This is a genomic window from Halomonas citrativorans (genome assembly GCF_900163645.1).
Taxonomy (GTDB): Bacteria; Pseudomonadota; Gammaproteobacteria; order Pseudomonadales; family Halomonadaceae; genus Vreelandella; species Vreelandella citrativorans.
In genome coordinates this window covers 53,597-67,395 of record NZ_FUKM01000028.1, presented here as the reverse complement: position 1 = coordinate 67,395, position 13,799 = coordinate 53,597, and the positions used below count along the sequence as shown (strand labels likewise).

Sequence of the window (13,799 nt, the reverse complement as noted above, 5' to 3'; positions counted from 1 at the left end):
ATTAGGCAAGGCGGCTAGTCGTTAACCGCTGCAATCGCTTTGGCAAGGTAAGGGAGATTTTCATGAGAGAAGCCCGCAACGTTGGCGCGCCCAGAGCGGACCATGTAAATGCCAAACTCATCGCGTAAGCGATCTACCTGGTCAGGCGTTAGCCCGGTGTAGGAGAACATGCCGCGCTGTTCAGCAACACAAGCATATTTCTGATCCAAGCCGTAGGGTTTCAGGGCTTCCACAAAATCACGGCGCAGCGTATTAATACGGTCACGCATTTCGGTGAGTTCTTCACGCCACATGGTGGTCAGTTCGGCATCGTTTAAAATTTCGCTTACGATGGCGCCGCCGTGAGCAGGCGGGTTGGAGTAGTTTTCCCGGGCCACAATTGCCACCTGAGAACGCACATTCTCCATCTGTTCCGCGTCTTTAGCGACCATGATAAGGCAGCCAGTGCGCTCGCAGTAGATACCGAAATTCTTCGAGCAGGAGCTGGTGATAATCACTTCGTCCAGCTGTTCGGCTAGTAGGCGTACGCCATAGGCATCTTCGTCCAGTCCTTCACCAAACCCTTGGTAGGCGAAGTCAACGAGTGGTAGGAGCTTGCGTTCCCGTAGAACGTCCAGCACTTCCTGCCACTGCTCTTGGGATAGATCGAAACCGGTCGGGTTATGGCAGCACGCATGCAGCACCACAACGTCGCCTTCAGGAATTTTTTTCAGCGCGGCCAGCATGCCTGAAAAATCGAGGCGGTTATCAGCATCTACATACGGATATTTATGCAGCGCTATGCCCGCAGAAGTAAAAATACCGTGGTGATTGGGCCACGTCGGGTCACTTACCCAAATACCTTTATGGGGCAGCTGAGTCGCAATAAAGTCAGCAGCTAAGCGTAACGCACCGGTACCGCCGGGGGATTGAGTAGCGCTGGCGCGCTTGGCTTCCAGTACGGGGGAGTCGGTACCCAGCACCATGGGCAATACGACATTGCTGTAGGCGGGCGCCCCGTGCGAACCGATATAGGTTTTGGTGGCTTCATTCTTGAGCAGGCGAGCTTCAGCTTCTTTGACAGCGCGCATTACCGGTGTATTACCCTTTGAATCGCGGTAAACCCCTACGCCCAAATCAACCTTTTGCGGATTGGTATCTTTTTTGAAAGCTTCGATCAGCCCGAGAATGGCATCTCCAGGGACTCGCTCAATATGCTCAAACATTTACTCAGCTACCTCGTCGGTTCTGGCGGCAAGAATGAAATCATTAAGATGCAGGCCATTAATACGATGTGTCCACCACATTACGGTGGTTTTACCCCATTCGGTGATTAACATGGGGTGGTGTCCGGCCTGCTCTGCTATTTCGCCAACACGCTGGGTAAATGTCAGCGCCTTGGCAAAGTCATAAAACGAAAAGCTTCGTGACAGCTTTATGATGCCATCGTGCTCGACAATCCGCCACTCTGGTAATTGCTCAAGATAAGCCTGACGCTCGCTTTTATCTAGCGGCGGGGTATCTTTCGAGCAGGGTTCACAGATGGTTTGTGCAAGCCTGAGCATATACATTCCCTCATAAAATCGGCATAACACTGGTCATGGAAGCAGACAAACGCAAACACGGCCAATTATCATTGGAATGATTACGCGTGAGCAACAATATAGGTATGAATTTTGTCAGGAGGTGGAATGAGTGGTTTTGTTAGCCTGGTGGGCGCAGGTCCTGGCGATGCAGAGTTATTAACCTTAAAAGCCTACAAGCGTCTTCAGCAAGCAGATGTCGTGCTTTACGACCGCTTGGTTAGTAGCGCTATTTTAGCGCTACTGCCGAGCAATACGCAGCGCTTCTATGTTGGAAAGGTTCGGTCACAGCATAGTGTTCCTCAACAGGAGATTAATCAACGCTTGGTCGACTGGGCCATTAAGGGCAAAAAAGTCGTAAGGCTTAAAGGCGGTGACCCGTTCATCTTTGGTCGCGGCGGTGAAGAGCTGGAGGCGCTAATCACTCATGGAGTAGCGGTGGAGGTTATTCCCGGTATCACCGCCGCCTCAGGATGCTCCGCTTATGCTGGCATTCCGCTTACCCACCGTGATCATGCACAGGCTGTCCATTTTGTAACGGGGCATTGGGCGGATGATGAGCAGGCAATGGAGTGGGAAGCGTTAGCAAAGCCAGGCCAAACACTGGTTTTCTATATGGGACTAAACAGCGTTGGTGTGATTAGCCAAAAGTTGATGGCGTATGGGATGTCGCGTGATACGCCACTGGCGTTGATTGAGCAAGGGACGATGGCTGAACAGCAAATCCATGCGGGAACATTGGCATTGCTGCCTGAGGCCTTGACGACAGGCCGTATTCAATCACCGGCGCTTTTAATTATTGGTGGTGTGGTTTCACTCCACAAAAAGCTTGCGTGGTTCAAAAATGCTCATCCAAGCGAAGCTCCTGTTCATAATGATCTACAGTAGAAGGTGGGCTTAGCGTAATGCATTGAATCTGCTAATAGACTGGCTAGATGCCATTTGCTGTGTATCCTTGTAAAGAACGATATGCGCTAAATGCACCATTAACGCTGCTGATATCGGCAGCCTGGTAGAGAGAGGGACGCAGAATGTCAGAAGAACACCATTCGGATCATCAGACGCCTGCGAGCAGGCAGGATGCCAAAACACTATTTAAAGATAACCGAGTCAGAGCTATCGCGGGTATCGCCGCCATTGCCGTTATTTGGGCGATCATGGCGCAGTCCAACGCAGGCACTCATAAAGAGCGTGTTGAAGCGCTTGAAGGGCAGCTTGCAAGTGTTGAACAGGACAATCGTCGTTATAGCCGCCGTATCCAGGAAATAGATCAGGCAGAAACCAATTTAGCGGACATGCACGCAGAGATGGCGCAGCTTGAAGAGCAGCGCAATGAGGCCAGTTCTGCGTTAGAAAGTGCACAAAATGACGTGACTGCTGTTCAGACGCGCCTTGAAGAATTAGAAACTCAACGAGATGAACTTCAAAATGAAGTGGATGCTTTAAACCAGGAGCTGGAAAACGCCCAAGGTGATATGCAGTCACTGCGCGATGAGCGCGATGAAATCACAACGACCCGTGATAATGCTGAGACGACACTTCAGCAGATAGAAGAAGCCCAACAGAGCGCTGATGAAGCGCGGCAACAGGCTGAAACCACACGCCAACAGGCTGAAGAGCAGCGTCAGCAAGCGGTTGAAGCACTAAGTAGCGCTGAAGATGATTTTGCTGAACTTGAAGAGAAGAGCCGTCAAGCTAATGAAGCGCTCACTGGTCTTGAGGAGCAGGTGGCTTCGGCACAAAGTGAACTGGATGAGTTGGAAAAGACGCGTGACTCCCTTACCTCTGAGCGTGATGAGCTTCAAAACGAAGTCGATTCATTGGTTGAGCTTCGTGAAGAGGAGTCGCAGAGCCTGGAGCAGGTGCGTGGCGAAATGGAAGACTTGATGGTTGCGCTTGATCTTGGTCGTAATGAAGTCGCTAACATTAATAGCGATATTGAAGCGCGTGAAGAAACCTTATCTCAACTGGAATCTCAGCTAAGTAATTGGCGAGACGAGCTTTCTTCCCTCGATCAGCGTTTAGGTAGCGTCGATGATGCAGCGAATGACGACGTGCCTACCTTGGCAGGTGAAGCTGAAAATGACGCCTCATCCGAGGGTAGCGAAACGGATCAGGCGCCTGCCAACGAAAGCGATAACAACCAATCGCAGAGTCAACAGCAAAGCAATAATTAAGCGTATTCGGCTGAATCAACCAGACGAATTGACAGGCGGATGCTGGTAGCCCCAGCATCCGTTTTGTTTGTTGGTTTATGAATACGTGGCCAAAGAGTATCATTTGGCGCAACGTGAATAGTTTGCCTGGATTATAGGAGCGCGACTAATGGACGGCGTTAAACATATTGTCGCAGTGGCCTCGGGAAAAGGTGGGGTTGGTAAATCGACCGTAACCGTTAACCTGGCGCTGGCACTGTCTGCCCAGGGTTATCGTGTGGGCGTACTGGATGCGGATATTTATGGTCCAAGCCAGGCACAAATGCTTGGTGTGAAGGAGGGTGTCCGTCCTGAAGCGACTGACAACAACCAGTTTTTACCGTTGAGCGCCCATGGCCTTCAAGCCATGTCGATGGCCTTTTTGGTTAATACGCGTGAAGCGATGGTCTGGCGCGGGCCAATGGTGGTGGGGGCTTTTCAGCAGATGCTCACACAAACACAGTGGGATAATCTTGATTTCCTACTGATTGACATGCCCCCCGGCACTGGCGATATACAGCTGACACTGGCGCAAAAAGTGCCAGTAACGGGGGCGGTAATTGTGACCACCCCGCAAGATATCGCGCTGTTGGATGCGCGTAAAGGTATCGAAATGTTCCGCAAGGTGAATGTCCCGGTGCTTGGTGTGGTTGAAAACATGAGCCTTTACCACTGTGAAAACTGTGGTCATGAGGCCGCAATTTTTGGTACAGGAGGAGGGGATAGCATTGCCGAAGAGTACCAAACAACCGTGCTAGGACGGCTACCATTGACGTTGTCCATTCGAGAGCTGGCAGACTCGGGTACTCCAAGCGTTATCTCAGAGCCTGATAGCTCGGTAAGCCAAACGTTTGCAGAGATTGCCAGGCAAGTTGCCCAGTCAGTAAATGGCAGCGAGAGCGATGGGCCCACTATTTCTTTTAGCGAGTGATGAAGTAACACATGAGTATCAAATCAGATAAGTGGATTCGTCGCATGGCACAAAGCGATGCCATGATTGAACCGTTTGAAGCGGAGCAGGTTCGCTATGTTAATGATCAGCGAGTGATCTCTTACGGCACATCCAGCTATGGCTACGATGTCCGCTGTGCCGATGAATTTAAGGTGTTTACCAATATTCATTCGGCCATTGTTGATCCTAAAGCGTTTGACGAAAAAAGCTTTGTGGACGTAAAAGGTGATGTTTGCATTATTCCGCCTAACTCGTTTGCGTTAGCTAGAACGGTTGAGTATTTTCGTATTCCGCGCAGCGTGCTGACTATTTGCCTGGGCAAATCAACGTATGCGCGTTGCGGTATTATCGTGAACGTCACGCCGCTTGAGCCGGAATGGGAAGGGCACGTAACGCTTGAGTTCTCTAATACGACCAATTTGCCAGCCAAGATTTATGCTCACGAAGGTGTGGCGCAAATGCTGTTTTTAGAGTCCGACGAGGTGTGCGAAACGTCGTATAAAGATCGAGGCGGGAAATACATGGGGCAGCGTGGTGTTACGTTACCGCGCACGTAATAGATAAGCCTGTTAAGTAGCCCTAAAAGCAAGGCCTTACGGTTTCCCGTAAGGCCTTGCTTGCTATTTACTATGCGCGTTTCTGCGAACAGTAACCGACAGGTCGATCAACTACACGTCAGTGTCTTCATCCAATTCTTCGTCAAGCTCTTCAGCGGCATCGGCATGAGAAAGGCGCATACCATGTTCAGGCAGAAGATGACCGTCCATTTTGGCGCCTTCCGCGCTGTATTGCAGCCGCCCCTCTAGAAACCACTGTACGGCGATTGGATAAATCAGGTGCTCGCGGGCGTGGACCTTCTCTTTAAGCGTCTCTGCGTTATCTTCAGGAGTGACCGCTAATTCTGCTTGCAGAACTACGGGGCCGCCATCCAACTCTTCGGTAACAAAATGCACACTGCAGCCGTGGCTGGTTACTTTGTCGGCCAGCGCCCGCGCATGAGTATTTAACCCTTGGTACTCGGGCAGCAGTGAGGGGTGAATGTTCAGCATCCGACCCACAAAGCGTTGTACAAAGCGCGGCGTTAAAATACGCATAAAGCCAGCCAGCACAATCAAGTCGGGTTCATGGCGCTCAATCACCTTAATCAGCGCGCCGTCGTAAGCCTCTCGATTGTCATATTCGCGATGAGGCAGGGCGACGGCCTCGATGCCGGCCTCGTGGGCGCGCTTCAAACCATAAGCGTCAGCCACGTTGGAGATCACCGCCACAATCTCTCCGCCTAAACGGTCATGCGACTGTGCATCAATCAACGCTTGAAGATTACTGCCGCTGCCTGAAATCAGCACAACGACCCGCCGTGGCCCGGTAGGTTCTGGCGTCATGTCGGTCATCGTGTCGCTGGGATATTCGGTACCACTCATGCTGACAGGTTCTCCAGCACCACCGCTTCTTCCTGACGTTGGGTAATATGACCGATACGATAAACCGTTTCACCTTGAGCTTGAAGGTGAGCCATGGCCTGGTCAGCTTCAGCCGCAGGAATCACGAGTACCATACCGATGCCGCAGTTAAGCACGCGGTGCATTTCGACTTCGTTAACATTGCCTTGGGCCTGAAGCCAATCGAAAACCGCGGGGCGCTGCCATGTATTAATATCAATATGCGCTGCTAACGTATCAGGTAGTACGCGTGGAATGTTTTCCAGCAGGCCGCCACCGGTAATATGGGAAAGCGCATGAACCGGAATAGAGGTGCCACGCATTAGTGAAAGTAATGATTTCACGTAGATACGAGTTGGCGCCATTAACGCATCACCCAACGGGGCATTATCCACTTGGGTGTCGAGTGAGGCATTGCTGACGTCAAGGATTTTACGAATCAGTGAATAGCCATTGGAGTGAGGGCCTGAGGAGGCAAGCCCAAGAAGAACATCGCCTTCTGCCACTTTACTACCATCAAGAATTTCGGATTTTTCCACCACACCAACGCAAAAACCGGCTAGATCATAGTCACTGCCTTCGTACATGCCTGGCATTTCGGCGGTTTCACCACCCACCAGAGCGCAGCCTGCCAGTTCACACCCCGCCCCAATACCCGTGACAACATCTGCCGCGATATCCACATCTAGCTTGCCCGTGGCATAGTAGTCAAGGAATAACAGCGGCTCAGCACCTGCAACAATCAAATCGTTAACGCACATGGCTACCAAGTCGATGCCGATAGTGTCATGTTTGCCAAGGTCCATGGCGAGACGCAGCTTGGTGCCTACGCCATCGGTGCCAGACACCAATACAGGCTGCTTATAGCCTGCGGGTAGCTCGCATAGTGCGCCAAAGCCGCCTAAGCCGCCCATTACTTCGGGGCGTGTGGTACGTTTGGCAACGTGTTTAATGCGGTCAACTAGGGCATTTCCGGCATCAATATCGACACCTGCATCTTTATAGCTGAGTGAAGGAGTAGCCGGAGAAGTGGAAGTCTCGGTCATGACAGTTCCTGTGAAGCCTATAGCAGTACGGGGTAGTGCTGGCGAAATGGCCAGTGCTGGGCAATAACTGCAGAAGATTGTAACACCCAGCGGCGTGGGTCGCATCGCCGGTATACATGTTGGGTCAGTGTTCCTCCAACTTTTGTTATTATTAAGCGTACAAAGCGCTATTGATGGATCCAGGAAGGAGAGTCATGTAATGCGAAATTCATGGTTGGGGGTTGGCCTCCTCGCGATTTTCATTGGGCTGGTGTATGTACTTAATTCGATGTTGATGCCCTTCATTGCCAGCATGGTATTAGCCTATTTAGCTGACCCGCTCACTAACTACTTTCAGCGGCTGGGAATGAAGCGTCCATTAGCCGTCAGCTTGGTATTTCTAGTGCTGCTTATCGTATTAACGGCGAGCCTGCTGATTTTTATTCCGCTGGTGATTCAACAAATCAAGCAGCTAGGGGAAGTGATGCCTGATATGTTCATGTGGGTTGAAAATGTGCTGGCGCCACAGGTTCAGGAGTGGACGGGCTACGATTTGCGTGCCGAGTTAACCAATGTGCGTGAAGTATTGGTTGAAAACTGGCGTGATGCGGGAGGGTATTTGGCTCAAGCGTTAGGTCAAATTGGTCGCTCAGGTATGGCCTTTATGACATGGATTACTTATATCGCTTTGATTCCCGTCGTGACGTTTTATTTACTCCTCGACTGGAAGCGGATGCTGCGTAACTTTGCAAGCCTGGTACCAAGGCAATGGGCTGACGATACCTTTCGCTTAGCACGGCGCTGTGATGAAGTGTTGTCCTCTTTTTTACGCGGCCAGCTATTGGTGATGTTGTGCCTGGGCGTTATTTACGCGACCGGTCTTACCGTAATGGGGCTTAATTTTGGTTTGTTGATCGGGTTTGTTGCCGGACTGGTAAGTTTCGTACCCTTTTTGGGGTTTATTGTTGGCATTGCCGTCGCCTTAATTGTTGCATTATTTCAATTCGGTACGTGGTGGGCAGTGCTCGGTGTGATCGTGGTATTTAGTATCGGTCAAGCTGCAGAAAGTGTCATACTGCAGCCCAAACTACTGGGCGATAAAATTGGTTTGCATCCTGTCGCCGTTATTTTTGCCGTACTGGCGGGTGGAAATTTATTTGGGTTTACCGGTGTGCTGTTAGCATTACCCGTTGCGGCTGTTTTTATGGTGCTGCTTAGAGAGCTTAATGATCGTTATAAGCACAGCACCTTTTATAATGCTGAACAAGGCTCGCTAACGCCTTTAAACCACCATAATGGGCAGGGTCGTCACGACGAAAGGGAGTCATCATGAGCCGAGTGCCGGCACAGCTGCCGTTAGGAGTAGGGTTGCGTGATGATGCAACCTTCAATAACTATTACGCTTCAGGCGCGAATGCTCCACTGGTTGAACACCTGACACAACAATTTCAACCGAATGCAGAGCCGTTTATCTATTTATGGGGCGCGCAAGGCAGCGGGAAAAGCCACCTGCTTCAGGCCGCCTGCCATTCAGCTTCCGATGCCGATCTACGGGCCTTGTATTTGCCGTTAGCTGACCTGGGGCATTTTCCGCCCCTGATGCTTGAAGATATAGAGCGATTGGATTTAGTCGCGATTGATGATCTTGAGTATGTCGTTGGCCGAAAACGGTGGGAAGAAGCCCTGTTTCATGCGTTTAATCGCTTGCGCGATGCTGGCAAACAGCTTGTTATCGCCTCTAACACACCTCCGCGCCAGCTTGAGGTTGTGCTTCCAGATCTTGCTTCGCGGCTTACCTGGGGAGTGACGTTTCATTTACACCCCTTGGATGACGAAAGCCGTTTGGCCGCGCTTAGGCTGCGCGCCAATGTCAGAGGAATGCAGCTACCCGATGATGTAGGGCGCTATATTTTGCACCGCGGGCCTCGTGAATTAGGCGATTTATGCAAGGCGATTGAAACTCTGGATCAGGCTTCCTTGTCGGCTAAGCGTAAACTGACAATCCCGTTTGTTAAGTCTGCACTTGGCTGGTAAGCAAAAACCCGCTGATTGGATCAGCGGGCATATAACGATTAATTGTTCAGAACTTAAAAATTAGGTCGTTTGACGCATCTTGCCAGCAGCAGCCTGTGCTTGTTTCACGTTTTCTTCGGTTAGCTTCTGGCTTTTCTTGAAATAATCTTGCTGAAGCGAAACCACTTTATCGGCATCGCCTTTCACACGTTCCGCTAGCTGCTTAACAACCTGCTGTTGGCCTTCCATATAATTACGCAATCCTTGCGGATCTTTAACGCTGGTTAGCTGGCGCAATTGATTAATACCCGTCTCAGCATAAGCCTGGTTTGCCTCCACCTGAGCGTTCAGCATCTTTTCGGCATAATCAATCGTTAGCGCAGCATAAGCGCGTGCAGGGGCCATAAAGACGTTATCAAACTGCTGGTTCATTTCATTTGTGTTGAATGCATTCATTATGAAACTCCTGCCTGAACAATAAAAATGTCATTAGTTTAGCTTATCTGCAGTGCAGCATAGCAGTGGTTTTTGTGCGCTGCAATATAAAGAGGCAAGCCTTATGTGGGCATGATAGGACATGACGGTTTACCTGGCCGGTTGGAGCGTCTAGCTTGAATAGCGGCAGCGGTTGAGAAGGGATTTGCCCACGTGATCGCTTGTAGATAAGGTTGATTACCACTCAAAGGAGAGAATCATATGGATACTCGTATCGAGCGCGATAGCATGGGTGAGCTTGAAGTGCCTTCTTCCGCGCTTTATGGCGCTCAAACGCAGCGGGCCATTAATAATTTCCCGGTGTCTCACACACCTATGCCCCCCGCGTTTATCCATTCCGTAGCGCGGATAAAGCTGGCTGCAGCGCGGGCTAATCAGCAGTTAGGCCTGTTGGATGATGCTAGAGCCAGGGCTATTCAAAACGCAGCACAGGCTGTGATTAACGGGCAGCACGACGACCAGTTCCCGATCGACATTTTTCAAACGGGCTCGGGCACTTCTACCAATATGAACGTGAATGAAGTATTGGCTACGCTGGCAAGCCGTGAAGGTGTCGACGTGACGCCTAATGATCATGTGAATATGGGGCAATCAAGCAATGACGTGATCCCAACAGCCATACATGTGTCAGCAGCGATTGCGGTTAATGAGTCTCTCAAGCCAGCCCTTGGGCACTTAAAGGCCTGTATTGATCAGCGTGCCGCAGAGCTAAGAGGTGTTGTTAAAACGGGTCGTACACATTTAATGGATGCGATGCCGTTACGTATGGACCAGGAGCTCGGGGCCTGGTCGAGCCAATTGGGGCAGGCCATTGAACGATTCGACAGCGCGATGAGCAGGCTATGCCGTTTGGCCCAAGGTGGTACGGCGGTCGGTACGGGTATTAATGCTCCGGATGGTTTTGCTGAGCAGGTGGCCAAAGAGCTAAGTGAGCAAACAGGGCTTGGTTTTGCACCCAACGACAGCTTTTTTGCCAGCCTTTCATCTCAGGATGCCGCCGTTGAACTATCCGGGCAGTTAAAAGGCCTCGCGTGCGTCATTATGAAGATTGCCAACGACTTACGCTGGATGAACTCAGGCCCCTTGGCTGGGCTCGGCGAAATTGAGCTTGAGGCACTTCAGCCAGGTAGTTCCATCATGCCGGGCAAAGTTAACCCTGTGATTCCTGAGTCGGCAGCGCAGGCGTCAGCCCAGGTGATTGGGTTGGATGCCGCCATTACCGTGGCAGGCCAGAGCGGTAATTTTCAGTTGAACGTCATGCTGCCACTGGTGGCAACTAATTTGCTCACGGCGATTACGCTAATGAGTAATACGTCACGGCTACTGGCGGATAGAGCAATTGCGACGTTCAAGGTGCGAGAAGATAACTTGCAAGGCCCCTTGGCTCGAAATCCGATTCTTGTGACCGCGCTGAATAGCGTGATTGGCTATAACGCCGCGGCGGCAGTAGCTAAAAAAGCCTACCAGGCAGGTAGGCCTATCATTGATGTTGCTGAGGAAGAGACGGATCTGGATCGTAAAACGCTGGAACGCCTTTTGGATCCAACCGTATTGACCCAGGGAGGCGTTCCGGAGTAACCAGTCGATCAGGTTTGTTGCTTCTCGGTTTTGCCTTTTTGAATAGTTTCGCTGGCTTGTTGACGCTCTTCGCTGTCGGCTTCGGGTCGCTCCTGCTCATTTTGGCGAGAAGGTTGATAGCATAAGGTAGCGAGAATAGGAAAGTGGTCAGACCCAAAGGCGTCAAGGCGCTGCATGTTGACCAAGGTAAAATGGTTGGTCACAAAAATGTGATCAAGAGGCCAGCGTAATAAGGGGTTCTTGGCGTGGAAGGTGCTAAACATGCCCCGGCCGCGCCTGGGGTCAAGCATGCCGCTAACCCGGCAAAATAGTCGCGTGGTACGTGACCAGGCTACATCATTAAGATCGCCAGCGACCAGGGTAGGCTGGGGCGTTTGGTGCACCTCTTGGCCCACCCATAAAAGTTCGGCATCACGCCATAGCGACTTTTCGCTTTCTGATGGTGCAGGTGGACGAGGGTGGACGGCATATAGACGAATATGGTCTCCGCTTTCAAGCTGAACCTGAGTATGAATGGAAGGGATATCCTCCTGGATCAGCCATTTAACGGAGGCGTCTTTCAGAGGCAAGCGCGAATAAAGATGCATGCCGTACAAGTTATCTAAAGGCACTTTAACGTTATATTGCCACTGTTCTGCTAGCACGGGGTCGAGCTTATCCTGCCACCACTGATCTGACTCAAGGGTTAAAATGATATCCGGCTGGTGTTGCTGGATCATCCCCAGTAATCCTTCCGTGTGCCGATTAGGCGTCAGCACATTGGCAATTAAAAGCGTAATGTGCTGTTTGCTGGGAGACTGCTTGGATGCGTTTTTAACGTCCACTGGCCACAGCCGGGTCCAAGGCAAGATATATTGGCTTTGTAAAGCGATGGTGATGAGAACGATAATCCAAATCGCGATATGCCAATTGCCAGGAGATAGAAAGACGAGAGCGGATACCCCACAAAGCAGCGACAGAGTTGCTATTTGAACGCGAGGGAATTCAAAACAGCGGATCCACCACCAGTGAAGAGGGATGCGTGCAATCAGTGTTGCAAGCAGTGGTATTAACGCCATGCACACAAGAAGAGGGGCGAGCATTATTGGTTTCCTGCATTAGAAAGAGGGTTGGATTGTTTAAAACGCTGAAAATTTAAATACTCACTTACGTAGCGATTTTATAGCGAGATAGTGCGTGAATGGGTTGTTCAGAAAGAAAAAATTAGCTTGCAATGCAGTGATAAATAAGTAGAATACGCATCCGTTGCACGACAGGACCATAGCTCAGTTGGTTAGAGCGCCACGTTGACATCGTGGAGGTCGGCGGTTCAAATCCGCCTGGTCCTACCATCATCGCAACCTTTTCTATTTAGGACCATAGCTCAGTTGGTTAGAGCGCCACGTTGACATCGTGGAGGTCGGCGGTTCAAATCCGCCTGGTCCTACCAAATTGTTAGCCCCGTGCTTTTTTAAGCGCGGGGTTTTTTCGTTTAGCGTCGTTTTCATACCGTGCACGTTTATTTCGCGCAGCATTTTTATTCATACAGCTTACTTTGTCGGGTGTAACGCCCAGCGATTAGGGTGCTTGGTACGCTGTGTCGCCTTGGCTAGCATCACGCCCCCAAGCGGTATCTTTTTGCGTGAGATGGTGTCTGTCACGATAACGTCATGCTTCATGAAGTACAATATGTGTATAGCTATTGGCGTGGCAGTATGCGGGAATTCGTGCCGTGATGAACAACTCTATCCATGAACATAATTCAAGGATGAAGATATGTATCTTAATTTATTGCCCCGTTGGGCCTCTGTTTTTGGCGGCTTAAAGTTAGGCCTTAAATCTGCAAACAAACCGCCGCTAGTGAGCGATAATATTGAGAGTGTGGAGCTTGATAAGTATTTTCATACGGCTCAAGAGCTAGGGTTGAGCCGCTATAAGGCAGAAGAAATATTCAACCAAACGCTAAGAAAAGCGCGCCGCCGCTCTGAACTATCCATGAGTGACGTTATTTTTCGCGCTTACTGCACGATTCATCTACATGCTTACCACTAGCGGGTCGGTAGATCTGTTTGGCGCTGAAAAGTCGCTATTAGCGCTTCGATTCCTGCCTGATCGTCTGCGGTAAAGCGCGCAGGTAGAGGGCTGTCCAAGTCTAGAACGCCCCATAGATAACCTTCTATCACGATGGGAATGACCAGCTCGGAGCGTGAGTCGGCATCACAGGCAATATGGTCTGCGATGGCGTGTACGTCATCGACCCGCTGTGTTTGCTGCTGGCGCGCTGCGGCTCCGCATACGCCTTTGCTAAAAGGGATAGGGTGGCAGGCGGGCTTGCCCTGAAAAGGCCCTAGCCCCAGAACCTCAGGTTGACGCTGAAGATAAAACCCCGTCCAGTTTAGGTCAGGTACTTCCTGCTGAATAAAAGCGCACATTTGAGCACTGTTGGTAAGCCAGTCGCGTGTATCAAGCAGGGCTTCAAGCTGGCGGTTGAGTAGCGTGTAATTAATGGTTGGCATCATTATCTCATCATAAACGCATCAGGCCGACACTAAGGTCGGCCT

15 protein-coding genes and 2 tRNA genes are annotated in these 13,799 nt (G+C 50.7%); 10 read left to right on the top strand and 7 right to left on the bottom strand.

The window, feature by feature from the left end:
• Positions 1-14: 14 nt before the first annotated feature.
• Together CZ787_RS06615 and CZ787_RS06610 are read right to left on the bottom strand one after the other, a co-directional pair.
• Entirely contained in the window at positions 15-1,205 is a 1,191-nt protein-coding gene (locus CZ787_RS06615) for an aromatic amino acid transaminase (RefSeq protein ID WP_087107428.1), read from the bottom strand.
• A complete protein-coding gene (locus tag CZ787_RS06610; protein WP_087107426.1) occupies positions 1,206-1,544 on the bottom strand; it encodes a 4a-hydroxytetrahydrobiopterin dehydratase in 339 nt (112 codons plus the stop codon).
• Positions 1,545-1,670: 126 nt separating this feature from the next.
• Here CZ787_RS06610 and cobA point away from each other — a divergent pair, with 126 nt between their 5' ends.
• The 4 genes from cobA (at position 1,671) to dcd (ending at position 5,266) form a co-directional block, all read left to right on the top strand.
• Positions 1,671-2,450, top strand: a complete 780-nt coding sequence (gene cobA, locus CZ787_RS06605) for a uroporphyrinogen-III C-methyltransferase (protein ID WP_087107424.1) — start codon at positions 1,671-1,673, stop codon at positions 2,448-2,450.
• A 143-nt stretch (positions 2,451-2,593) separates the two neighbouring features.
• Positions 2,594-3,739, top strand: a complete 1,146-nt coding sequence (locus tag CZ787_RS06600) for a kinesin (RefSeq protein ID WP_087107422.1) — start codon at positions 2,594-2,596, stop codon at positions 3,737-3,739.
• Positions 3,740-3,887: 148 nt separating this feature from the next.
• Positions 3,888-4,688 carry an iron-sulfur cluster carrier protein ApbC gene (gene apbC / locus CZ787_RS06595; protein WP_087107420.1) on the top strand — a complete coding sequence of 267 codons (801 nt, stop codon included), beginning with the start codon at positions 3,888-3,890 and terminating at the stop codon, positions 4,686-4,688.
• Between the two features lie 11 nt (positions 4,689-4,699).
• A complete protein-coding gene (gene dcd / locus CZ787_RS06590) occupies positions 4,700-5,266 on the top strand; it encodes a dCTP deaminase (RefSeq protein WP_087107418.1) in 567 nt (188 codons plus the stop codon).
• Between the two features lie 111 nt (positions 5,267-5,377).
• Here the strand turns inward: dcd and purN are convergent, their stop codons facing one another.
• Complete coding sequence (purN, locus tag CZ787_RS06585) at positions 5,378-6,130, bottom strand: phosphoribosylglycinamide formyltransferase (RefSeq protein ID WP_087107416.1); 753 nt, start codon at positions 6,128-6,130, stop codon at positions 5,378-5,380.
• Positions 6,127-7,194 carry a phosphoribosylformylglycinamidine cyclo-ligase gene (gene purM, locus CZ787_RS06580; protein ID WP_087107413.1) on the bottom strand — a complete coding sequence of 356 codons (1,068 nt, stop codon included), beginning with the start codon at positions 7,192-7,194 and terminating at the stop codon, positions 6,127-6,129. The genes purN and purM overlap by 4 nt, the downstream gene beginning before the upstream one ends.
• 199 nt (positions 7,195-7,393) lie before the next feature.
• Between purM and CZ787_RS06575 the strand changes: the two genes are divergently transcribed.
• A complete protein-coding gene (locus CZ787_RS06575) occupies positions 7,394-8,506 on the top strand; it encodes an AI-2E family transporter (RefSeq protein ID WP_087107411.1) in 1,113 nt (370 codons plus the stop codon).
• Entirely contained in the window at positions 8,503-9,207 is a 705-nt protein-coding gene (hda, locus tag CZ787_RS06570; protein WP_087107409.1) for a DnaA regulatory inactivator Hda, read from the top strand. The genes CZ787_RS06575 and hda overlap by 4 nt, the downstream gene beginning before the upstream one ends.
• Before the next feature lie 60 nt (positions 9,208-9,267).
• On the opposite strand, the gene CZ787_RS06565 is transcribed toward hda, so the two are convergent.
• The gene (locus CZ787_RS06565; protein WP_087107407.1) at positions 9,268-9,642 is read right to left on the bottom strand and encodes a phasin family protein; all 375 of its coding nucleotides are present in this window, start codon (positions 9,640-9,642) and stop codon (positions 9,268-9,270) included.
• Between the two features lie 240 nt (positions 9,643-9,882).
• On the opposite strand from CZ787_RS06565, the gene CZ787_RS06560 reads away from it, so the two are divergent.
• Positions 9,883-11,259: a class II fumarate hydratase gene (locus tag CZ787_RS06560; protein ID WP_087107405.1), complete on the top strand. Its 1,377-nt coding sequence runs from the start codon at positions 9,883-9,885 to the stop codon at positions 11,257-11,259.
• A gap of 8 nt (positions 11,260-11,267) precedes the next feature.
• On the opposite strand, the gene CZ787_RS06555 is transcribed toward CZ787_RS06560, so the two are convergent.
• Positions 11,268-12,341, bottom strand: coding sequence for an endonuclease/exonuclease/phosphatase family protein (locus CZ787_RS06555; protein WP_087107403.1), 1,074 nt, complete (start codon positions 12,339-12,341; stop codon positions 11,268-11,270).
• Positions 12,342-12,513: 172 nt separating this feature from the next.
• Here CZ787_RS06555 and CZ787_RS06550 point away from each other — a divergent pair.
• The 3 genes from CZ787_RS06550 to CZ787_RS06540 all read left to right on the top strand — a co-directional run bounded on the left by CZ787_RS06550 (position 12,514) and on the right by CZ787_RS06540 (position 13,290).
• Positions 12,514-12,590: transfer RNA gene (locus CZ787_RS06550), tRNA-Val, on the top strand.
• 21 nt (positions 12,591-12,611) lie between these two features.
• A tRNA-Val gene (locus tag CZ787_RS06545) sits at positions 12,612-12,688 on the top strand.
• A 326-nt stretch (positions 12,689-13,014) separates the two neighbouring features.
• On the top strand, positions 13,015-13,290 hold the full coding sequence (locus CZ787_RS06540) for a hypothetical protein (protein ID WP_087107401.1): 276 nt from the start codon (positions 13,015-13,017) through the stop codon (positions 13,288-13,290).
• Here CZ787_RS06540 and CZ787_RS06535 read toward each other — a convergent pair.
• Positions 13,287-13,754 (bottom strand): GAF domain-containing protein, encoded by a 468-nt coding sequence (locus tag CZ787_RS06535; RefSeq protein WP_087107399.1) that lies wholly within the window; start codon positions 13,752-13,754, stop codon positions 13,287-13,289. The genes CZ787_RS06540 and CZ787_RS06535 overlap by 4 nt on opposite strands.
• Positions 13,755-13,799: the final 45 nt, after the last annotated feature.